Genomic DNA, 21918 nt, shown 5'->3' with positions numbered 1-21918 from the left:
GGCGGGAGAAGGCGAAAGAAGCGCAGGCCCCTAAAGCGCCCGGCCGAACAGCGCGCTCATCGCCGTCCAGGCCCGCTCGGCCTCGGCCTCGTCATAAACGGGGCTGTCGATGACGGTCCAGCCATGGTCGGCGGCGTAGACGTTGACCTCGGCCGGGCGCCCCGCCGCGTCCGCCGCTTCGCGCAGCACCGTTTTCACCTCGGGCGCCTGCGCATCGTCATTCTGCCCGATGGCGACGAGATAGCTCGCCTGCGTATCGCCGAGCAGCGCATGCGGGCTTTGCGGATCGCCCTCGCGTACCAGCCCGCCGCCATGGAGCGAGGCCGCCGCGCCGACCCGGCCGGGCACTGCCGCTGCGGTCCACACGGTGAACGGCCCGCCCATGCAATAGCCGTGCGTGCCGACGCCGCGCGCGGTATCGACCGCCTCCTGCGCGTCGAGCCAGCCGACTGCCGCCGTCGCGTCGCGCATGATCGCGTCCGCCGTCAGCTTCTCGCGCCACGGGCGCACCGCCTGGAAGCCGTCATTGGCGCGGAAATCGTCGAAATCGGTGAATTGCGGCGCGGGCGTATCGCGATAATAGGGATTGGCGACGAGCACGGCATAGCCCTGCCCCGCCAGCCGCCGCGCCATCACCTCGAACGCCTCGCGCAGCCCGGCGATATCGGGCCAGGTCAGGATCGCCGGATGGCTTCCCTCCGCCGGGCGCACGAAAAACGCGTCCATCGTGCCATCGGCGGTTTCGATGGTGACATGATCTTCGACCAGCGCCGGGCCGTCGCCCTGCGGATCGCCGGCCCCGCCGGTTTCGCCCTGCGCCGACCCGCGCTCCATCGCCCCGCTTTGGCCGGCCGGCGCGCAGGCGGCGACGATACCCGCCGCCCCGAGCGCGACGAAGCGCCGCCGGTTGACCGACCAGTCGCGACGGCCCTTGCGCAGCCATTCGTTCAGCATTGGGGTGTCACACATCGGATCGTCTCCTTTGGCGGTGCCGCTAGGCCGTTCCGGGCTTTTTGGGCATGGCAGCCTTTCGTTCTTCCTCGGCCAGCATCGCCGCGCAACCCGCTTCGGTCGTCGGCACGCCATAATGCCGCCGGATCAGATCGAAGACCACCGCCTTGACGATCGAAACGCCCATCAGCGCCGCGACGAGCGAGAAGGGCAAGGCGCCGATGATCATCGTGATGCGGATCGCGTCGATCCCGCCCAGGATCAGCATCGACCCGACCACGAAGGCCAGTGCCGCGCCCCAGAACAGGATATGCCATCGCCGCTCGCCCTCGGTATCGCCCGCGCCGTTGATCGTGTTGACGATCAGGATCGCACTATCCGCTGACGTGATCAGATAGGTCATCAGCAGGATCACGATCAGCCCGGAGAAGATATAGGCGAAGGCGGGATCGAGCAGCACCGCGAGCGTCGCGTAAAGCTGGTCCGCCATGCCGGTGTTGACGATGGCGCCCTGCGCCGCGCCGCTCAGCTCCAGGTCGATCGCCGTGCCGCCGACCAGCGTCATCCAGACGAAGCACATCAGCGAAGGCACGAGGACCACGCCCAGCACATATTCGCGGATTGTGCGCCCGCGCGAGATACGCGCGATGAACATGCCGACAAAGGGCGCAAAGGCGATCCACCAGGCCCAGTAGAAGACCGACCAGTCGAGCTGCCACTGGACGAGCTCGCCGCTGACCGGACTGCCCGTATCCTGAAAGATCGTCAGCGCATTGGGCACGAGCGTGCGCAGATAATCGAGAATGCCGAAGCCCAGCAGCTCCAGCCCGAACACCGTCGATCCGGCGACGAGGAACAGCGTGAGGAGCAGGAAGGACAGACCGAGATTGATGTTGGACAGCCATTTGATGCCCTTGCCGACACCCGAAAGCGCGCTGAGCGTCGAGGCGCCGACGAGCACCAGCAGCGCGATCACCACGGCGGTCGCCGAAGAGGAACCGTCCGCATCGAGCAGCCAGTCGCCGAGTCCCAGCCGCGCCAGCCCGGCGACGAACTGCTCGACGCCAAGCCCCATCGTCACCGCCACGCCCAGGATCGTCGCGACCACGGCCACGATGTCGACCAGATGGCCCGCCATGCCCGACATGGATTTGCCGAACAGCGGCGCGAGCGCGGAGCGGATCGTCAGCGGCAGCCCCCGGCGATAGGCGATATAGCCGATGGCGAGGCCGACCAGCGCATAGGTCGCCCAGGGCGCAAACCCCCAGTGCAGGAAGGTGTACATATAGGCGGACGGCACGGCCTCGGCGGACTGGCTTTCCACCGCGCCGCGAATGATCTCGGGATTGTCGGTGAAATGCGAGAGCGGCTCGCCGGTCGAATAGGTCAGCAGGCCGATGCCGATGCCCGCGCCGAACAGCATCGCGAACCAGGAAAAGCGAGAGAATTCGGGCCGGTCGTCCTGCGCGCCGATCCGCAGCGTGCCGGTGCCCGGAATGATGGCGAGGATGAAGCAGATCGCCATGAAGAAGGCGACGACATAGACGTACCAGCCGCGAAACGCGGAGATGATCGTCGAATTCGCCGCGGTCAGCGTCTCGTTCGCGCTGACGGGAAAGAAGATCGCCCACATGATGAGCAACGAGACGATGATCTTCGCCGGAATGGTGACCTCGCGGCTGAAGCCGTCATAAAAGCCGCGATCATGCGTGTTGATCGGGAGATCGATAAGCGGGGGTGTAATCGGCGGGTTGCGGTCGCTTCGGGAAGCCATGGGTCTCCATGCGAGGGGCGTGTGTGCGGCCACACCGTCTTTCAGGGGCGGCAGGTGCCGGAACGGCACGCGGTGATGGCCCAACCATAGAAGTTGGGCCGATCATTCGCAAATTCGGATCGTTGCAGATTTGGAATGGACGATGCGCCACGAGGCAGGTTAGCGCTGTAGCGTGCGATCGTGGCCATCCGATGCGGCAGATGCGGCAGGCCTTGGGATTTACATGCGCCATCCCCATTGATGGATACGGGACGTCTGATCGGCCCTTGCCCAAGAAGAACAAATCTGGAACAAGCTTCGCCCATGTCCCTCACCAAAATTTCCGTCAAAGGCGCGCGCGAGCATAATCTCAAGGGTGTCGATATCGATCTGCCGCGCGACAAGATGATCGTCATCACCGGGCTGTCGGGGTCGGGCAAGTCGTCCCTCGCCTTCGATACGATCTATGCCGAGGGGCAGCGGCGCTATGTCGAGAGTCTGTCCGCTTATGCGCGGCAGTTCCTCGAGATGATGCAGAAGCCCGATGTCGAGCATATCGAGGGCCTCTCGCCCGCCATCTCGATCGAGCAGAAGACGACGTCGCGGAACCCGCGCTCTACTGTCGCCACCGTCACCGAGATCTACGATTATATGCGGCTGTTATGGGCGCGCGCGGGGATTCCGTACAGCCCGGCGACGGGCGAGCCGATTTCGGCGCAGACCGTCAGCCAGATGGTCGACCGCGTCATGCAGCTGCCCGAGGGCACGCGCTTCTACCTGCTCGCGCCGGTCGTGCGCGGCCGCAAGGGCGAATATCGCAAGGAGATCGCCGAGTGGCAGAAGGCGGGCTTCACGCGCGTCCGCATCGATGGCGAGATCTACGCGATCGAGGACGCGCCCAAGCTCGACAAGAAGTATAAGCACGACATCGAAGTGGTCGTCGACCGGCTCGTCGTGCGGACGGGCGACGATGAGGGTGAGGGCGGGATCGCGACGCGGCTCGCCGACAGTTTCGAGACCGCGCTGCGGCTGGCCGATGGGCTGGCCTATGTCGATCTCGCCGACGGCACGGTTGAGGAAGCGCTTCGAAAGTCCTCCCCATCGATGGGGGAGGATTTAGGTGGGGATGACGCTTCCGCGAGCGATGCCGGGAGTGGAGAGGTCACCCCACCCCAAACCCCTCCCCATCAAGGGGAGGGGCTTACCGGCGGCAAAATGAAGGGCGCGGGCGTGCCCGACAACCGGATCGTGTTCAGCGAGAAATTCGCCTGCCCGGTGTCGGGCTTCACCATCCCCGAGATCGAACCGCGCTTGTTCAGCTTCAATGCACCGCAGGGCGCCTGCCCCGCCTGCGATGGGCTCGGCGAGCATCAGGAGTTCGATGTCGAGCTCGTCGTGCCCAACCCCGCGCTATCGCTGAAAAAGGGCGCGGTCGTGCCCTGGGCCAAGTCGAACCCGCCCAGCCCATACTATATGCAAGTGCTCGCCAGCGTCGCGAAGGCCTATGACTTCAAGCTCGACACGCCGTGGCAGGACCTGACCGAGGAGCAGCGCGACACGATCCTCTTCGGCACCAAGGGGCAGGCGATCACGCTCAGCTTCCAGGACGGCAAGCGCAGCTACGACGTCAAGAAACCGTTCGAGGGCGTGATCGGCAACCTCCAGCGCCGCATGATGCAGACCGAGAGCGCCTGGATGCGCGAGGAATTGAGCAAGTTCCAGACCGCGGCGCCCTGCGAAACCTGCGGCGGCGCGCGACTGAAGCCCGAGGCGCTGGCCGTGAAGATCGCCGGCGAGGATATCTCGATGTCCGCCCGCCGCCCGGTCGGCAAGGCGCTCAAATGGTTCGAGGAGCTGCCGCCCAAGCTCAACAAGCAGCAGGGCCAGATCGCCGCGCCGATCCTCAAGGAGATCGTCGAGCGGCTGGGCTTTCTCGACAATGTCGGCCTCGATTACCTCAACCTCGATCGCAGCTCGGGCACGCTGTCGGGCGGCGAGAGCCAGCGCATCCGGCTCGCCAGCCAGATCGGCAGCGGCCTTTCGGGCGTGCTCTACGTGCTCGACGAACCCTCGATCGGGCTGCACCAGCGCGATAACGACCGCCTGCTCGCGACCCTCAAACGCCTCCGCGATCTCGGCAACACCGTCATCGTCGTCGAGCATGACGAGGATGCGATCCGCAGCGCCGACCATATCGTCGACATGGGCCCGGGCGCGGGCGTCCATGGCGGCGATGTCGTGGCGCAGGGGACGCTGAAGCAGATCCTGCGCGCCAAGGGGTCGCTCACCGCCGATTATCTCAACGGCACGCGCGAGATCGCCGTGCCGAAGAAGCGCCGCAAGGGCACGGGCGCAAAGCTCACCGTCCATGGCGCCACCGCGAACAATCTGGACGGCATCACCGCGTCGATCCCGCTCGGCACCTTCACCTGCATCACCGGGCTGTCGGGTTCGGGCAAGTCGACCTTCACCATCGACACGCTCTACGCCGCCGCGGCGCGGTCGCTGAACGGCGCGCGGCTCGTCGCGGGCAAGCATGACAGGCTCACCGGCCTCGAACATCTCGACAAGGTGATCGACATCGATCAGTCGCCGATCGGCCGCACGCCGCGATCGAACCCGGCCACCTATACCGGCGCCTTCACGACGATCCGGGACTGGTTCGCCGGCCTCCCCGAAAGCCAGGCGCGCGGGTACAAACCCGGGCGATTCAGCTTCAACGTCAAGGGCGGCCGGTGCGAGGCGTGCCAGGGCGACGGCGTCCTCAAGATCGAAATGCACTTCCTGCCCGACGTCTATGTCGAATGCGATGTCTGCCACGGCGCCCGCTACAACCGCGAAACGCTGGAGGTGAAGTTCAAGGGGCGGTCGATCGCCGATGTGCTGGCGATGACGGTCGAGGACGCGCACACCTTCTTCAAGGCCGTCCCGCCGATCCGCGATCGGATGGCGATGCTCGAACAGGTCGGGCTCGGCTATATCAAGGTCGGCCAGCAGGCGACGACGCTGTCGGGCGGCGAGGCGCAGCGCGTGAAGCTTTCCAAGGAACTCTCCAAACGCGCCACCGGCAACACGCTCTACATCCTCGACGAGCCGACCACGGGGCTGCACTTCGAAGACGTCCGCAAGCTGCTCGAAGTGCTCCACGCGCTCGTCGAGCAGGGGAACACGGTGGTCGTGATCGAGCACAATCTCGACGTCATCAAGACCGCCGACTGGATCATCGACCTCGGCCCCGAGGGCGGCGACAAGGGCGGGCGGATCGTGGCGGAGGGGACGCCGGAAGAGGTGGCGAAAACGAAGGGGAGTTTTACGGGGGAATATTTAAAGGGGATGTTGGAGAAGACTGTGGCGGTGTAACGAGCGCTTATTAGCCAGTCTTTAGTTTTGGCCAATGCAATGGTTTGAACTCCATGCCCACAATTCCTCGATAGCCGAGGAATGCTGAGGCGAGGTCCGGCTGGTTGTTAGCAATTTTCCCCTGTGCAATTTCAACGGCCTTTGCGGAATAATTTAGAAATGTAGTCGATATATTCCGATCAACATTTTTTACCGTTTCTAGATCGTTACAAAACGTATAATGATGCGCCCAACCGCGTGCCATTCCCGAAATTTTGTTCTGCGTCCTCGGGATCGAATAATCTATGTTGAAATCTGTTGCCTTTTTCGCGCTTTTGAGCGCTTGTAGGGACTTGGCGGCAACCTCATTCGTTCTTCTAAGAATGCTTTTCCGCGATTTTGATGAAGGGCGTATCCGGCCATTCTGGAACTCGATGCCGAGATACTCGAACTTCTTCTCGACCGGGCATGGCAATTTGTCTGACTTTTCTGACGAGAACTCCATACCCTTTTCAGAGAGCATTTTTTTGGCTCGCCTATATCGTGCGGATGCCGCCTTCCCCGAAGGCGCGATGATGATAATATCATCTACATAGCGAATGCACGCGCAATCACCTTCATTCATTGCTTCATCAAAATCTGCGAGTACCAAATTCCCTAAGAATGGCGATAGGCACACGCCTTGGCCAACGCCCACATCACCATAAGGAAACTGATCCTTGTACCGCCAAATACGCTCGCAATTTTCCAGATCAACTGAGATGGCCTTCTGAAAAAGAGATGCGAATTTCTCATCAGTGGAAAGGGATCGGATCATTTCTACAGCGTCCGGTTTCTTTATTCGCGTAAAAAACCCAGATATGTCGGCAACAATAACATGAGTGCCACCTGCTCCGATTTTCTGCAAAAGCGCATTTACGGCAGCCGGAACCCCAGCCAAGCTGGCGCCGTCGACTTTGGGAACTCCGCCAAAGCTGAAAGGTTGGAATGCCTTTTTTCGGACCGCGTCATCGGACACAAGTGCATCTAGAATACAGCGTTGAACGACCCTATCCGTCGCGCGCGGGATCACGATCGGACGAATTGACCCGGGCTTATTAGGCTTTTCGAGTGCGACGCCTTTGGCGGGCGAAAACTCGTAGGTGCCGTGCTGAATACGAGCCGAAATCGACCGGATATTTGTTTTCTCGGCTTCCGAAAATTTTTCGATGTCGTCCGTTATGTATGGCGACGATGATCGTCGGCCATTGGTCTTTATCGTCTGCCAAGCTTTGGTCAGATTGCCATGCTTTCGGACAAATGCCGAAAAATCCGTCAAGGACCTTTCCTCCCAGTCTCCGGGCCCCGCTCTTATCGACCCATCCGACCTGCGCTATCCTCTGTGCAAAGGGACTGAATCCCGTTTACTGCTCCATCCTGAACGCATGCGCGCCCGAGAACTTTGCCGCTTTGCTCACTGGCCACACCGAATTCTTCGGCTGACTCACTTCGCATCGCCAGAGGCGTCCACACAATTTAAGTCGATTCTGGGAAGAAACAAGGCAGGCGGCGCATCATTTTGTAACTAGTAGGGTTGGGCCAAAACGTGACGCATCCGCAGCCCGACCGCAGGTCGAGCAGCGGATGCCAATAAGTTCAGCGTCCTACCACTAGACGACCGAGCATCGAATGGTTGCTCGGGTGGGATTCGAACCCACGTCTCTGAATTGTCTGATATTTAGTTTTATATTACCATAAATCTTCAAAAAGTCAATATAAAAATGATTATATCCTGATTTAATACTGTAGTTTGTATAGACTACATTAGGGCATTGCTGATTTTTATTCTTTGAAGTGCACTCGGCGGCGGTGCTGCATCGGCTAGCCGAAATAACGCGACAACTTGAAATGTAGGATATTTTCTATGAACCTATTTGGTTAGCTGCCGCCACGACCGGCGGCCGACCAAAAGGATCACCGCATGTCCCACACCCCCTCTATCACCGCGCCCCGTACCGCGCCCGCGCCTCTTCCCAACCCCGCCCCCGGCTGGACGCCCGATCGCATCCGCTTTTTTCTCGAGCAGCTCGCGCGGAGCGGGAATGTCGTCGCTGCGTGCGGCAAGCTCGGGATTTCGCGGCAGGCGGCCTATCAGCTGAAGCGGCGGATGCCGGCCTTTGCGCTTGCCTGGGACGGGGCGATCCTGCGCCATCGCGATGCGCTCGTCGATGCCTGCATGGACCGGGCGCTGAACGGCGTGTGGGAGGAGGTGGTCGTCGACGGCCGGATCGTCGAGCGGACGCGGGCCGACGGCGCGACGCTGCGCTTCATGATGGCGCGGGCGGACCGGATGGCGGAAAGCCGCGAGATGCACGATCGCCCCGCGCGGCTGGCCGAGGCGCATCTGGAAGACCTGATGGACATGATCGATCCGCCGCCGATCGAGGCGGACCTTGCCGATGGCGATGCGGCGGGAGACGCGAAGGGCGCAGCGGCGCCTGCCGCCGCGCCGGATCCCGACCGCCGCCGCTTCGACGCCCGCTCGGCGCGCGATCTGCTCACCTATATTACCGAGAGCGCGACGGCGGACTGGGACGAGCGGGTCGCGGCCGACCTGCGTGAGCGGCAGGGCGCGCGGCCGGGAGAGGCAGGGGCCGGGCCGGCGCGCGAACCGGCTTATGACAGGGCGATCGCCGAAAAGCGATTCCCGCGCCATCCGGTGATCGATCCCGAGATCGAGGACGAGTCGTTCACCGAAGAGGAGCGCGAGGGCCTCGCCTATATTGGCTGGCTCGTCGCTCTGCAGGACGTGGCGCCCGAGGATATCGACATTTCCGATCTCGATCCGGCGGAGAGCGACAGCTGGAGCCTGAGCGACTGGGACCGCGCCGACCGCAGCGGCCTTTCCGCGCGGATGGATATCGGGCGGCCCCGTCCTTGGGAGGACGAGGATGAAGCGAGCGACGGGGCGGCCGGATAACGGGCGGATGTGTCAAGCAGGTGTAAAGCAGGTGTGAAGTTCGGGAGGTTTTGGGGGTGTTGTGATTGTCAGACTCGACCTGGCGGCCGGTGCGGCGCCGAACCAAAGGCTAGGTCTGACAAACAACCCCAACCTTCCCAACCGCCGTCCGTTCTCCTATCGATAGGCCCAGGGAGCCGAGGAGAGACACGATCATGACACCATCCACCCGAACGCTGCTGGCCACGATCCTGATCGCGCCCGCGCTCGCCGCCTGCTCCACCATCTCGGGTACCGTCGGCGAACGGTACACGACCGGGCTTTCGGGCGGGCAGGAGGTGCCGGGGCCGGGCGATCCCGATGGGTCGGGCACGGCGCGAATCACTGCGGACGCAACGACGAACACGGTCTGCGCCGACATCACGGTGCAGGCGATCTCGCGCCCGATGGCGGCGCATATCCATCGCGGCGCGCGCGGGACGAACGGCCCGCCCGTGCTCACGCTGGATACGCCGGCCAACGGCGAAAGCTCGCGCTGCTACAATGTCGAACGCCAGCTCGCCGCGTCGATCATCGCCGATCCGGCGCAGTTCTACGTCAACGTGCATACCGAGGACTATCCCGGCGGCGCGGTGCGAGGGCAGCTGGAATAGGGTTGGGTTGGATTGCCGGAGCCGGCGTGACGGGTGATTCGTTGTCAGACCTCGCCTTCGGCTCGGCGCCGCACCAGCCCACACCCCCACCCGGCCTCCCACTGAGTGTATCCTGGATGGGAGGCCGGGTGGGGGAGAGGGCCGGTGCGGCGATTTCCCGAACAGGGAAATTCTGACCATAAAATGCTTTTGACAATCATTCGCAACAAAGCTAGCCGACGCCTCTCATTCAATCAGGAGTCGCAAAAATATGTCGTCCCGCCTTCGCCGCACATCCTATCTCGCCCGCCTCGCACCTGCCGCCGGAATCGGCGCGCTCGCCATCGTCACCGGTGCCTGCTCCTCGGGCGGCGAAGCCAATGACGCGGACAGCGGCGCCAGCACCGACGCGCCCGTCGAGGAAGTGACCGAGGCCGAGTCCGATTCCGACAGCGGCGCCAGCACCGACGCCCCGGCGACGAGCGCCGCCCCCGCCGAACCGGCAATCGACAGCGACGTGGTGCCGGCCGAAGGCGAAACCGCGTCCACCGATTCGGAAGGATCGACCGACACCGAATAGCGTATAGGGCGCCGCGCTGATCGGGGCGGGCGCCGCCGCCGAAATCACGGCTACAGTTCGAGTCGATTCTTCAACGGGAGTCCGTTCGAGCCGTGCCCCAAACGCAAAATGGGAGCTGATCCGAAGATCAGCTCCCACTGCGCCGAGCGCCTGGCTTTGCCTGCCTTGCGGCATTCGCTGCCGCGCTCTGGCACCGGAATTCGAAGTCTCTTTCAAGGCTTCGTCCTTCCATGACGATCGACGTCCCGAACTGCTCCGTCTTCGCTCGCACGATGACTTTGCCGCACGATCTTCCGATCGCCTGTCCTTGCAACACGCTCGCATCCGCGGGGGGCGCGATTGTCTTGCAGGACATGTCTTCGGTCAGGGCTTCCGGTCGTTGCCTTCCGGCTCTTCTTCCCGTCGACACACACTGTGTCTCATGCATTTTCGAGTCGCGCCAAGCGGATTCTGCCTGTGAATAACGAGGATATCGGGGAGAAGATTCGGAGCCCGTTCACCCTCCGCTCATCCAGGCCGGCGCAAGGACGTCCCCGGGTCGCATAATGTCAGCCTCGGGGAGGGGCGATATGCGATATCTGATTCCCATGGCCGCCATGCTGGCCTGCGCGGCGCCGGCGCTGGCGCAACCCGAAAATCCGCAGATCGACTTTGCCGGCTTCGTGGCGCTCGCCGGGCAGGTCGAGCAGGAGCGAGCCCAGCGGCTGTTGCCCTTCGGCGCCTTCATGGAGCGCGCGCAGTCGAATGACGCCCTGTTGCTCGATGCGCGGTCCGCCGCCGATTTCGCCGCCGGGCATATCGAGGGCGCCGTCAACCTGCCGCTGCCCGAATTCACCGCGCAGCGCCTGGCGCAGGTGATCGGCGCCGACCGGAACCGCCCGATCCTGATCTACTGCAACAACAATTTCATCAACGATGTGCCGCCGGTGACGCGCAAGGCGATCGAACTGGCGCTCAACATCCAGACCTTCATCAATCTCACCGGTTACGGCTATCCGAATGTTTTCGAGCTGGGCGATGTGATGGACCTTTCCGACCCCGATGTGCGGTGGACCGGCGCCAATGCAGCCGCTCTGCCCTACGCGCCCACCGAGCCCGGGGCATGATATTGAGAATGAGTAACAAAGTTGCGGCGAGCCGACTATGCGGACAAGGTCCGGCAAGCCTCGCGAACGATTTTGACAGATCAAAATGCCCGGCCTAAGGATTTGACCGGGCGCATGTGATTTTTGAAGCGGGAGGGTAGTTATGAGTAAGAAGATGGACCGCCGCTCGTTCCTGCGTCGCGTAGGCGCGACGGCGGGTATCGGGGCACTTGGTGTTGTCGCGGGGTCCCCCGCGCGCGCATTTCAGGTCACGGACAGCGACACGGGGCGGTATGCCGATCCCGTCGGGCGCGGACGTGGCAGTTCGGGCGTGACCGACAGCGATACCGGCAGCTATGCAGACCCGGTCGGGCGCGGGCGTGGCCGTTCGGGCATCACCGACAGCGACACGGGCAGCTATGCCGACCCCGTCGGCAACGGTCGCGGTTCGCGATCCTCGGGCATCACCGACAGCGACACGGGCAGCTATGCCGACCCCGTCGGCAACGGTCGCGGTTCGCGATCCTCGGGTTGCACCGACAGCGACACGGGCAGCTATGCCGACCCTGTCGGCAATGGCCGCTGCAGCAGCTCGACCGGCTATACCGATGCCGATAGCGGGCGGATGGCGGACCCGGGCGGAAACGGCCGTGGGCCGCGCCGCAATTATCGCACGGGCCTGACCGATGCCGACTCCGGCTCGACCGCCGATCGCGGCGGCTATGGCCGCGGGACCGATCACTAGAATTACTGCGTGCCCAATCGTTGTTGTTGAAAGGATGATTGCATGTCCAAGAAGATCGATCGGCGTTCGTTTCTGCGCCGTGTAGGGGCGACCGCCGGTGTCGGCGCGCTCGGTGTGGTGACCGGCTTCGGCGCAACGCGCGCCGGGGCGCAGATCACCGATTCGGATACCGGCGCCTATGCCGATCCGGCGAACAGGACTGGCTGCACCGACAGCGATGGCGGTGCCTATGCCGATCGGGCAGGCAATGGCCGTTGCGGCGGCGGCGGCGGTGCCACGGGATATACCGACAGCGATAGCGGTTCGATGGCCGATCCGGGCGGCAATGGCCGCGGCGGACGCCGTTCCAGCCCGACCGGGCTGACCGATGCCGATAGCGGCTCGACGGCAGACCAGGCCAATTACGGTCGCGGATCGGACAACTAGACGATCAGGTGCCACGTCTCCGCCGCCGCGTATTTCTTGGCCGCATCGGTGCGGCAGCGGGTGGCGGGGTCTTGGCGGCCATTGTCGGGGCACGGCCGCTTGCAGCGCAACCCGGCGGCGACGCACGCGAGCGGCGCCCCGACGGGCTGGGCAGGGCGAATGCGTGTAGCGGCGATTATGATGCAGGGGCCGTGGCGGATGCGACGTCGCGGCCACGCGGTGCATCGCTGGACTGTGCGGAGCCGGCCAGATCGGCTTTGTCGATGGCGACGCGGGCGCCTGGCCGGATCCGGCCGGAAACGGACGGGGTCCGGCGATAAACAGGTTTCACCGATCGCGACAAAGGAGCGACGGCGGATCGGGTCGAATATGGAAGGGGGAGGCCGATCGGCATGGCTCCCTCCAAAGGTGTTGAATAAACGGGGAAGGGAATATTGATGACCAAGAAAATCGACAGACGTTCGTTCATGAGCCGCGTCGGCGCCACGGTAAGCCTAGGCGCGCTTGCTGCCGTCACCGGTGCTTGCGACCAGCTCGGCCTGGGCGGCTCCGAGGATAGCGACGAGGAAGAAGACGACGCACCGGCCGAAGCCGAAGATTCGGGCAGCGAAAGCGAAGGCTTTGGCGCCAGCGAAGAAGAAGGCGGTTTCGGCAGCAGCGAGGAAAGCGGGCTGACCGACAGCGACTCAGGCGCCAGCGCCGATCCAGCCGGCAACGGTCGTGGCGGGCCCAGCGGCGGTTCGAGCTCGAGCGGCATCACCGATAGCGACACAGGTCCGAGCGCCGACCCGGTCGGCCAAGGCCGTGGCGGCTCGGGTTCCGGCGGCATCACCGACAGCGATACCGGACCGAGCGCTGACCCCGTCGGCCAGGGCCGTGGCGGTTCGGGTTCCGGCGGTGTGACGGACAGCGATACCGGACCGAGCGCCGATCCCGTCGGCCAGGGCCGCGGAAACTAAGCAACAGTGGCGCCGGGCCGGCGACGGAGCCCGGCGCCGCTGCAGCTGCGGGCAAATATGCCTGCAGTTTTGAGGGGGGAGAATGTCTATGTCCGGAAAGATGGATCGCCGGTCCTTTTTGCAGCGCGTCGGTGTGACGGCAGGCGCGGGGGCGCTGGCCGTCATCACGGGAACGACCGCCGCACGCGCGCAGGTGTCGGATGCCGATAGCGGATCGAACGCCGATCCGGGCGGCAGGGGCCGAGGCCCGCGCCGCTCGACGCGCTCGGGACTGACCGACAGCGATGGCGGTTCGACCGCCGACCGGGCCGGCTATGGCCGGGGCGCACCGGGAACGCACAATCCGGACACCGGCTGTTCGGATAGCGATGGCGGCGCCAATGCCGATCCGGCCAACACTGCGCCCTGCCCGGATTATTGATCTGAATCATTGTCCGGCCCCGGCCCGGCTGCTGTGCTTGCCCGCATTGGAATTTTCCGTATCACCGACAACGGCGATGGTGCGCCGATGCGTATGTAAGGTTTGACGATGCACAAATATGACGCCTCCCAAGGGCTGGCGAACGAGTCCGCTGAGGCGCTGCGCCGCGTTCTCGATCCGGTCGATCCCAGCACCTTCTTTACCGAGATTTTCGAAGAGGGGCCGCATCTGATCGCGCGCGACGAGCCGGATCGTTATGCCGATCTGGTGTCGGTCGAGGTGCTGGACCATTTCATTGCATCGAATGTGCTGTTTTCCGGGATGATCGATGCGACGCGCGCCGAACCCCGTGTGTCGCGCGACCAGTTCGTCATGGGCAACGACCAGATCGATCGCAGCGCGCTGCTCCGGCTCTATCAGGACAAGGCGACGATCATCGCGCCGCATCTGCACAGCTATCACAAGCCGCTGGGCGATTTTGTTCGCGCGCTCGAGCCGGTGTTCAGCGCCTCGGTACAGACCAACATCTATCTGACGCCGCCCGGCGCCAAGGGATTTCGCACCCATTACGACAATCACGACGTCTTCGTGCTGCAGGTGAAGGGTGCGAAGACCTGGCGGCTTTACGACGAGCCCGTCGGCAAGCCGTTTCGCGGCGAAGGCTTCGAGCCCGACAAGCACGATATTGGCGATCCGACCGAGGAATTCGTGCTCAAGGCGGGCGATGCCGTCTATGTTCCGCGCGGCCTGATGCACGATGCGGAAAGCCATCCCGAGGAAGCTTCGCTCCACATTACCCTCGGCCTGGTTACCAAGACCTGGGCCGATGTCGTGCTCGAAGCCGTGTCCAAGGCGGCGCTGGAAACCGAGGGACTGCGCCGCGCGCTGCCGCCCGGCTATGCCAACCGGGATTTCGATCGCGGGCCGGCGCGCGAGCAGTTCCGGGAATTCGTCGCCGCACTGGCGGAGAAGGCCGAGCTCGACGAGCCGCTCGACATCATCGCCGAGGATTATCTGAAATCGCGCACCCCCGACATGGCCGGCATCGTCACCTATGCATCCGAAGTGATCGCCGATGACCAGCGCTACGAAGCCGATCCCAATGCGCTCTACCGGCTGATCGAGGACGAGAAGGAGTTCGCCGTTGTGACGCGCGGCGGGGCCAGCGAATTCCTGAACGAGAAGCGCGCGGCCTTCGACCGGGCGATGTCGGGCGCGGCGTTCACTCGCGGTGATCTGCCCGATATCGAGGCCGATGCGGCGACCGACTTCATACGCCGGCTGCTGTCGCGGGGGCTCGTCCGCCCGGCCTGATCAGCCGCCGAGCATCATGAGTCCGCGAATCAGATAGGCCGCGCCGATCAGCGTGACGAGCCATCGCGTCCAGGCGAGGAAGTGCATGTCGCTCATCCGGTCGAGCACCATTTTCCCAACACGCGTCCCGGCCATGGCCAGCGGAATCGCCAGCGCAATGGCGACCCAGGGCGGAGCGCCTTCGCCTGTCAAACTTGCAAGCGCGAAGCCGTAGACGACGACTTTGGCGAGATGCGCGAAGACCTGGGTGAAGGCCTTGGTCGCGACGATCTGATGCCGCGTCAGCGTCGTGCGGACGAAGAAGATATCGAGCAGCGGTCCGGCCACACCTGCCAGCAGGTTCGTTCCCGTCACCAGCAGTCCCGAGGCGAAGGCATGGCTGGAGCGGCGGGCGTCGAGCACAAGCCGCTTGCCCGGTATCCAGACCGAAAAGCCGACGAGCCCGAGGCCGATGAACACCGCCGGGCGCGACGGCGTCCAGGCGATGGCGCCGAAGACGAGCGCCGCGATCAGCGAGGCGAGCGCATACCAGCCGATGATCGGCCAGACGATATCGCCGCGGTTGAGCCAGGCGCGCCAGCCATTGGAGACGATCTGGATCAACCCGTGCGTCACGAAGGCGGCGCTGACCGGCAGCAGCAGCGCCAGCGCGCCCATCAGCACCAGCCCGCCCGCCATCCCGAAAATGCCCGAAATCAGCGCCGTGACGAACGCGATTGCCGGCAGGATGATGAGCAGCATGCCTCCCATGGCGAAGGCTTAGGCTGGATCGTGCGATCGCACCAGACGCGGCGAACGGAGCCGGACCGCGTTGCGGATCCGGCCCCGCAACGATGTCAGTCGGCCGTCGGTTCAACCGTCATGCTGCCGAACTGTTCCCGCGCCTCGTCGATCGTGAAATTGACGCGCTGGTGCCCGGCATAACCGGTCACGCGCCCATCGCGGACGACGAGCCGGAAGCGGTTGCCCGGATAGGCGCGGCCGGCCAGCACGGTGCGGTCGGCATGGGTTTCCGCGGTATACTCGTAGACGACGCCGTCATGTTCGAACTGTTCCTCGACCGGTTCGGCGGCGGCCGGAACGGCAAGCGTGGCAGCGGCGATGGCAATGGATGCGAGCATTTTCATGGTGTTTCTCCCGACGATGAATGCCTGCCAGGTCCCTCTTATGGTCTGCGTGTTTTATGCTGCGGCGCAGCAAGAAGGGGAAATCGGAATGTTGCAAAGACGATTGTTGCCGTTGCATCGGGAAGGCGCGACGGCCTAAAAGCTGCCGCCCCCGACGCTATCCAGTTCCGCGCGGCCGAACAATTTGCCGCGCTCGGCGATCAGGATGACCGCGAGCGAGGCCAGGCCGCAGATCAGGAAGCCGGTGACGAACGGCACGGTGGTGCCATTGAAGGCCTGTCCGATCCCGATTCCGATCGCGGTGCCCAATACGGTCGAAAAGCACCCCTGGACCGAGGAGGCACTGCCCGCGATCTCGCTCATATTCTCCATCGCCATCGCGCCGAAATTGGCGGCGGCGAGGCCGAAACAGCCCATGACGAGAGCCTGGAATATCGCGAAAATGTAAATCGACTCGAGCCCGGCCAGCGCGACGACGAGATGGACAGCGGACACGGCGATAAAACCGATCAGGGCCCAATGGGCGATGAATCGGGTGCCCAGCCGTTCGACGATCCTTGAATTCTGCCAATTGGCGAGCGCCATCGTGCTTGCGATCAGCGCGAAGACGGGCGTGAACCAGAGCGGATGGCGGAAGACGTCGAAAAAGAGCTGCTGCGCCGAGGTGAGGAAGCCGATCAGCGCGCCCTGCATCAGCGACAGGCCGAGCGTATAGCCCACCGAATAACGCTCCGTCGCGGCATGGCGGAACGCGCGGCCGATCCGCCGAAAGGAGAGCGAAAGACGATATTCGGGATGCAGCGTTTCGGGCATCCGCCGCATCACCCACAGCATCACCGCCAGTCCCGCGATCGCCAATATCCCGAAGATCCAGCGCCACGGCGCCACGAACAGCACGATCTGCCCCATGGCCGGGGCAAGGATCGGTGCCGCCATGAAGACGATGAAGGCGAGGCTCATCACCCGCGCCATCTGCCGCCCGCCGAACCGGTCGCGCACAATGGCGACGGCGATCACGCGGCTGGCCGCCAGCGCCGCTCCCTGCATGAACCGCGCGATCAGCAGGACCTCGAAACTCGGCGCGAGCGCGGCGAGCAGGCTGAACGCGACGTAGAGCGCATAGCCCCAGAACAGCACGGGCTTGCGGCCGAACCGGTCGGAAAGCGTTCCGTAGACGATCTGCATCGCGCCGAAACCGAACAGGAAGATGGCGATCACCCATTGCCGGTCGTTCTCGTCGGTCACGCCCAGGCCGTTGCCGATATCGGGCAGCGCCGGCAGCATCGAATCGATGGCGAGCGCGGTCATCGCCATCATCGCGGCGATCATCCCGACGAATTCGCGAAATCCCGGTTCCGGTTTGTGCGGCGCAGCAGAAGCCATGCGGGCCAGATGCCGCATGGCGGGCGAAAGCTCCAGTGCGCGGATAACAAATATTCCTGCGCATGCTGAAACCGAAACTCGATCAGTCGTTGCGGGCCGGCCGATCCGCCATGCTTGACCGGCTCCGGTTTAGCGCGGAGAGATGCGGCGCATGGACATGTCGCTCGAGATTGCGGAGATCATCCAGCTGGCGCTGGCGCCGGCCTTTCTGCTCGTCGGGATCGGCCAGTTCCTGCAACTGGCGGCCGGGCGGCTGGCGCGCGTCGTCGATCGCGCCCGTGCCGTCGCGGCGATGCTGCCCGAAGTGCCGGGACCGGAGCATGATATGCTGGTCGGTGAGCTGAAGAAGCTCGACCGGCGGATGAACGTCGTCAACTGGGCGATCTTTTTCGGAACGGCGTCGATGATCGCTGTCTGCCTCGTCGTCGCACTGCTGTTCCTCACTAGCTGGATGGCGGTGGATCTCTCGCTGACGATAGCGGCCAGCTTCATTGGCGTGATGGCGCTGCTGATCCCGGGGCTGGTCCTTTTCCTCTGGGAGGTCCTGCTCGCCTACCGCACCATCCATGTGCGCACCGATATCGTCGGGCACAACATCCTGTGATAGCCGGCACGGAGAGAGGATTGCTGCAGGCAGCGGTGGCGATCGCCTGTCTCGTGCCGCTCTCCATGGGCGGAGCGAGCGTGATCCTGGGCCCCGCCATCCTTTCGGGCATCGGCAATCCGCCGCCGATCGATCTCGACAGCCATTTCCGCTATCTCTCCGGCATCTTTTTCGTTCTCGGCATCGCCTTCGCGACGTGCATTCCCGCCATCGAGACGAAGACGGCGCGCTTCCGGCTGCTCGGGCTGATGGTCGTCGGCGGCGGGCTGGCCCGGGCATTCTCGGCCTTCGAATATGGGTTGGCGAGCGATGGGCATCGTTTCGGCCTGGTCATGGAGCTGGGCGTCGTGCCGCTGCTGATGCTGTGGCAAGGGCGGGTGGCCCGGCGATATCGGGGACAGAACGAGGTCGGCGCCACATGAAGCCCCTCGTCATTGCGAGCGCAGCGAAGCAATCCAGAGCCAGGCAGGACAGAGTTTGCGGCCCTGGATCGCCGCGTCGCCTTCGGCTCCTCCCAATGACGAACAGTTGGGCGCTATAGCCTGTGCCTAATCCCTGGATCACAGTCGCCACCGGAAGCTGGATCGCGCTCGTCTTCCTGCTCGAACGGCTCCGCCCTGCCGACTGTCCACCGCGCGACAATGGGCGGCGCATAGCGCGCAATCTCGGCCTCGGGGTGCTCGCCATGACGGCGGCGCCGCTGCTGCTGTGGCTGGCGGGCAGCATAGCGGGAGGGCTGGGGCCGGTTATCCCTCTTGCCGCGCTTGGAACGGCTGGCGCCATCGCCGTCCAGCTCCTCGCACTCGACCTGTGGACGTACGGGATGCACCGCGCCTATCACCGCGTGCCGTTGATGTGGCGGCTCCACGCGCCGCACCATCTCGACGAATTTCTCGACGCGAGTTCGGCCTTCCGCTTTCATCTGGCGGAGATATGCCTGTCGGCGGCGATGCGTCTGATCCCGGCGATCCTGCTCGGCATCACGCCGTGGACGATGCTGCTGTTCGAAGCGATCCTGATGGCGAACGCGACATTCCACCATTCGAACGTCCGATTGCCTGCTGCATTCGAACGGGCGCTTTCGTGGATTATCGTCACCCCGTCCATCCACTGGCGGCACCACCACGCGATCCGCCAAGACACCGACAGCAACTACACCGCGATCCTGTCGGTCTGGGACCGGCTCTTCGGCTCGGCCAATCCCAAGCCGCGCGAGATCGGTATGAAGATCGGCGCCGAGGGCGAGCATGAGCGGAGTTTCGGCGGGTTGTTGATTTATCCGTTTGTGCGTTGATTTGTCAGACTTTGGCTAACGCCAAAGCGCCGCACCAGCCCGCTCCCCCACCCGGCCTCCCACGAGCGTACACTGGATGGGAGGCCGGGTGGGGGAGCGGGCTGGTGCGGCGCTCGACCGCCAGGTCGAGCCTGACAAACAATGAAAAAGACCGCCGGGCAGCTTGCCCGGCGGTCTCTAACATGGTCAGCGGCCGGAGTGCCGGCCGGGAAGACTAAGGCGGGTCGTTAGGCCCGCATCTCCCGAAACGACTGAACCGACCCCATTGCTGAACCATGAGACATCGGATCACCTCCTTTCGCGCTGTTGAAACTGCATGTGAATCAATGAATCATCGCGAGTCGCGGAACAAGCCTTGAATTGAATTTTTTTCTGGGTAATTCTCTGCCGCTCGCCGCGACGGACCCGTTCGCGGCTTTTTATTCGCCGCTTTCGGCCGGCATTTCCGCATCCCGGCATCGCTCGACAAAGCCCTGCAGCGCTTCGTCGGTCTCGAGCATCACCGGTTCGCCGCCGTCGGTCTCGATCGTCATCGGCGAGGGTTCGCCCATCAGCGCGGTCGTGATCGGGCCGCTGGCGGGAAGGCGGGCCACCTTGACGGGGCCCTCGCCGTCATCGCGGACCTCGACCGGATCGATGCCGTGCATGAAATTGCCGACGCGCACGAGCATCGCGCGGCGCGCGCCCTCGGCGAAATCGCCGTCGGTTTCCAGCATCAGCTCGCCGGTTTCGGCGTCGCAACGGAAGGTGGCGAGCCGGTTGCCGTCCTCATCGGCGAAGGCGGCCTGCTCGTCATTGGCGGCCCAGCTGCCGGGCGTGAGTTCCAGCGGCGCGGGCTCCTCGACGGTATCGCCGGTGGATTCCCCGCCGCCGCTGCACGCCGTAAGGGCCAGAACCAGCGCCATCGCGGCGCCATGGACACGCATCGTCATATTGAAAGCTCCTGTCGCGACTCATCGCAAAGCGCGCCGCATGGCACGGAAGTGTTACAGCTTTGCGGCAGTGCGGCGGCGGGTGGCTAGCCCCGGCAATCCTCGAACACGCGTGTCATTTCTCCCCAGTTCGGGATGGCGAGCACGCGCAGGCCGCTGACCGAGACGACGATCCGCCCGCGGCTATAGGCGATGGTGTCGAGATAGTCGTCGCTCGCGCTCGTCATGGCGACGACATAGTTATTGCCGCCGGTACCGTTCTGCGCGGGATAGGACCGCGTGCCCGCCGATGCCTGGAACATCATCATGCCCTGCCCGCCCGCAACGCTGCCTTCGCGCGAAAAATAGATGCGGCGGTCGGACATGTCGCAGCGCACGACAAAGGCCGCTTCCTGGTTCGGCTCGCCGAACAGCGCCACCGATCCGCGCGCATCGTCGCGATAGACCCAAGTGCCGGGGGTGACTTCGATGTCGCGCCAGTCACCTTGCGGCTCGGGCGGTGGCGGAGGCGGCGGTGCGGGGGCCGGTGGCGGCGGTGTGGGCGGTGGCGGCGGCGCCGGAGGCGAGGGGTAGCAAGCCGCCAGCATCGCCAGCGTCACGCCGAGCGCGGTGGCGTTTCGAAGCGCGGTGCGATGCGTCATTGGCCGGTCTCCGCGCCATCGGCTGTAGCGGCAGGCGTCGTCGCCGTTGTTGCGTCGGTCGCCGCGCCGCCCGTCGCCGCATCGTCGTCGCCGCGCCGATCGCAGGCGCTGACGATGCTCGTCAGGATATCGTCGGCCGGGAAAACGATCCGGCGTTCGGTGCCCATGCGCAGCGCGAAGGGGCCGTTGCCCGAAATCAGCCGGCCGATGAACGGATCGCTGGCGGGAACCGAGATATAGGTTTCCGGATCATCGGCGATGGTATCGGACGCGGTGAAGGTCGAGCTGCCCTCGGGCGAGGAGATGTTGACGGTGGACGAGCCGCCCTGCGGCGCGACGCCGGGCAAGCGCATGTCGATGCCGCCGCCCAGTTCGCAGCTGATCGTGACGACGGCCATGCTGCCATCCTCGCCATAGCGCGCCATGCGCTCTGTGCCTTCGGTGACGGTGGACCAGCTTCCCGGCGTCATCGCGCCGGCGGTGTTGATCTGCCCCGGCGATGTGCCGAGCAGCGCATCCTCTTCATCGTCGCCGCGATTGGCCTGCGCCTCGGCGTCGAAGGCGGCATAGGCCTCCTGCGCCGCCGCGCGCGCCTCTTCGGGCGTCTCGGACTTGGCACAGGCGGTCAACGCCAGGGCGGTCGTCAATAGGGCAAGCGTTACGCGCACATCTCTCTCCGGATTTGGCCTGTCCCACCAATGGGGAGAATGCGGCGGGGAATCAAGGAAGTGTTGGCGGGCGGCAAATCAGAGATGGCAGTGATCTTGGCCCACCCGAAAACCGCGATGCGATAG

The 21918-nt window shown here is 64.3% G+C and carries 22 protein-coding genes; 13 read left to right on the top strand and 9 right to left on the bottom strand.

Annotated elements, in window-relative coordinates; genetic code table 11:
• Nucleotides 1–30: 30 nt before the first annotated feature.
• Together Q0139_RS15140 and Q0139_RS15135 are read right to left on the bottom strand one after the other, a co-directional pair.
• Nucleotides 31–969, bottom strand: coding sequence for a dienelactone hydrolase family protein (locus tag Q0139_RS15140; RefSeq protein ID WP_298023987.1), 939 nt, complete (start codon nt 967–969; stop codon nt 31–33).
• Nucleotides 970–994: 25 nt separating this feature from the next.
• Entirely contained in the window at nt 995–2725 is a 1731-nt protein-coding gene (locus Q0139_RS15135; protein ID WP_298023985.1) for a BCCT family transporter, read from the bottom strand.
• A gap of 303 nt (nt 2726–3028) precedes the next feature.
• Here Q0139_RS15135 and uvrA point away from each other — a divergent pair, with 303 nt between their 5' ends.
• Nucleotides 3029–6064 (top strand): excinuclease ABC subunit UvrA, encoded by a 3036-nt coding sequence (gene uvrA / locus Q0139_RS15130; protein ID WP_298023982.1) that lies wholly within the window; start codon nt 3029–3031, stop codon nt 6062–6064.
• Nucleotides 6065–6074: 10 nt separating this feature from the next.
• On the opposite strand, the gene Q0139_RS15125 is transcribed toward uvrA, so the two are convergent.
• Nucleotides 6075–7361, bottom strand: coding sequence for a reverse transcriptase/maturase family protein (locus Q0139_RS15125; RefSeq protein ID WP_298023979.1), 1287 nt, complete (start codon nt 7359–7361; stop codon nt 6075–6077).
• Nucleotides 7362–8003: 642 nt separating this feature from the next.
• Here Q0139_RS15125 and Q0139_RS15120 point away from each other — a divergent pair.
• The 9 genes from Q0139_RS15120 (at nt 8004) to Q0139_RS15080 (ending at nt 15143) form a co-directional block, all read left to right on the top strand.
• On the top strand, nt 8004–9002 hold the full coding sequence (locus Q0139_RS15120; protein ID WP_298023975.1) for a hypothetical protein: 999 nt from the start codon (nt 8004–8006) through the stop codon (nt 9000–9002).
• A 194-nt stretch (nt 9003–9196) separates the two neighbouring features.
• Nucleotides 9197–9634: a CHRD domain-containing protein gene (locus tag Q0139_RS15115; RefSeq protein WP_298023972.1), complete on the top strand. Its 438-nt coding sequence runs from the start codon at nt 9197–9199 to the stop codon at nt 9632–9634.
• 250 nt (nt 9635–9884) lie between these two features.
• Nucleotides 9885–10193 carry a hypothetical protein gene (locus Q0139_RS15110; RefSeq protein WP_298023969.1) on the top strand — a complete coding sequence of 103 codons (309 nt, stop codon included), beginning with the start codon at nt 9885–9887 and terminating at the stop codon, nt 10191–10193.
• Between the two features lie 569 nt (nt 10194–10762).
• The gene (locus Q0139_RS15105; protein WP_298023966.1) at nt 10763–11299 is read left to right on the top strand and encodes a rhodanese-like domain-containing protein; all 537 of its coding nucleotides are present in this window, start codon (nt 10763–10765) and stop codon (nt 11297–11299) included.
• 142 nt (nt 11300–11441) lie between these two features.
• Nucleotides 11442–12023 (top strand): twin-arginine translocation signal domain-containing protein, encoded by a 582-nt coding sequence (locus tag Q0139_RS15100; protein WP_298023963.1) that lies wholly within the window; start codon nt 11442–11444, stop codon nt 12021–12023.
• Nucleotides 12024–12065: 42 nt separating this feature from the next.
• On the top strand, nt 12066–12449 hold the full coding sequence (locus Q0139_RS15095; protein ID WP_298023960.1) for a hypothetical protein: 384 nt from the start codon (nt 12066–12068) through the stop codon (nt 12447–12449).
• Between the two features lie 437 nt (nt 12450–12886).
• The gene (locus tag Q0139_RS15090) at nt 12887–13408 is read left to right on the top strand and encodes a hypothetical protein (protein WP_298023957.1); all 522 of its coding nucleotides are present in this window, start codon (nt 12887–12889) and stop codon (nt 13406–13408) included.
• Nucleotides 13409–13496: 88 nt separating this feature from the next.
• On the top strand, nt 13497–13829 hold the full coding sequence (locus Q0139_RS15085; protein ID WP_298023954.1) for a twin-arginine translocation signal domain-containing protein: 333 nt from the start codon (nt 13497–13499) through the stop codon (nt 13827–13829).
• Nucleotides 13830–13937: 108 nt separating this feature from the next.
• Nucleotides 13938–15143: a cupin domain-containing protein gene (locus Q0139_RS15080; RefSeq protein WP_298023951.1), complete on the top strand. Its 1206-nt coding sequence runs from the start codon at nt 13938–13940 to the stop codon at nt 15141–15143.
• Here the strand turns inward: Q0139_RS15080 and Q0139_RS15075 are convergent, their stop codons facing one another.
• The 3 genes from Q0139_RS15075 to Q0139_RS15065 all read right to left on the bottom strand — a co-directional run bounded on the left by Q0139_RS15075 (nt 15144) and on the right by Q0139_RS15065 (nt 17671).
• A complete protein-coding gene (locus Q0139_RS15075) occupies nt 15144–15893 on the bottom strand; it encodes a sulfite exporter TauE/SafE family protein (RefSeq protein WP_298023948.1) in 750 nt (249 codons plus the stop codon).
• Nucleotides 15894–15979: 86 nt separating this feature from the next.
• Nucleotides 15980–16270 (bottom strand): hypothetical protein, encoded by a 291-nt coding sequence (locus Q0139_RS15070; RefSeq protein ID WP_298023945.1) that lies wholly within the window; start codon nt 16268–16270, stop codon nt 15980–15982.
• 135 nt (nt 16271–16405) lie between these two features.
• Nucleotides 16406–17671, bottom strand: a complete 1266-nt coding sequence (locus Q0139_RS15065) for a multidrug effflux MFS transporter (protein ID WP_298023942.1) — start codon at nt 17669–17671, stop codon at nt 16406–16408.
• Nucleotides 17672–17804: 133 nt separating this feature from the next.
• On the opposite strand from Q0139_RS15065, the gene Q0139_RS15060 reads away from it, so the two are divergent.
• The 3 genes from Q0139_RS15060 to Q0139_RS15050 all read left to right on the top strand — a co-directional run bounded on the left by Q0139_RS15060 (nt 17805) and on the right by Q0139_RS15050 (nt 19551).
• On the top strand, nt 17805–18257 hold the full coding sequence (locus Q0139_RS15060) for a DUF2721 domain-containing protein (RefSeq protein WP_298023939.1): 453 nt from the start codon (nt 17805–17807) through the stop codon (nt 18255–18257).
• A 20-nt stretch (nt 18258–18277) separates the two neighbouring features.
• Entirely contained in the window at nt 18278–18679 is a 402-nt protein-coding gene (locus Q0139_RS15055) for a DUF4345 domain-containing protein (protein ID WP_298023936.1), read from the top strand.
• Between the two features lie 122 nt (nt 18680–18801).
• On the top strand, nt 18802–19551 hold the full coding sequence (locus Q0139_RS15050) for a sterol desaturase family protein (RefSeq protein ID WP_298023933.1): 750 nt from the start codon (nt 18802–18804) through the stop codon (nt 19549–19551).
• 419 nt (nt 19552–19970) lie between these two features.
• On the opposite strand, the gene Q0139_RS15045 is transcribed toward Q0139_RS15050, so the two are convergent.
• The 3 genes from Q0139_RS15045 to Q0139_RS15035 form a co-directional block, all read right to left on the bottom strand.
• Nucleotides 19971–20483: a hypothetical protein gene (locus tag Q0139_RS15045; protein ID WP_298023930.1), complete on the bottom strand. Its 513-nt coding sequence runs from the start codon at nt 20481–20483 to the stop codon at nt 19971–19973.
• Nucleotides 20484–20569: 86 nt separating this feature from the next.
• Complete coding sequence (locus tag Q0139_RS15040; RefSeq protein WP_298023928.1) at nt 20570–21124, bottom strand: hypothetical protein; 555 nt, start codon at nt 21122–21124, stop codon at nt 20570–20572.
• The gene (locus Q0139_RS15035; protein ID WP_298023925.1) at nt 21121–21771 is read right to left on the bottom strand and encodes a hypothetical protein; all 651 of its coding nucleotides are present in this window, start codon (nt 21769–21771) and stop codon (nt 21121–21123) included. Before Q0139_RS15035 ends, Q0139_RS15040 begins: the two co-directional genes overlap by 4 nt.
• Nucleotides 21772–21918: the final 147 nt, after the last annotated feature.

Source organism: uncultured Parasphingopyxis sp. (assembly GCF_937129435.1).
In the GTDB taxonomy this organism is placed as follows: Bacteria; Pseudomonadota; Alphaproteobacteria; order Sphingomonadales; family Sphingomonadaceae; genus Parasphingopyxis.
This window is presented reverse-complemented; position numbering and strand designations above follow the sequence as displayed.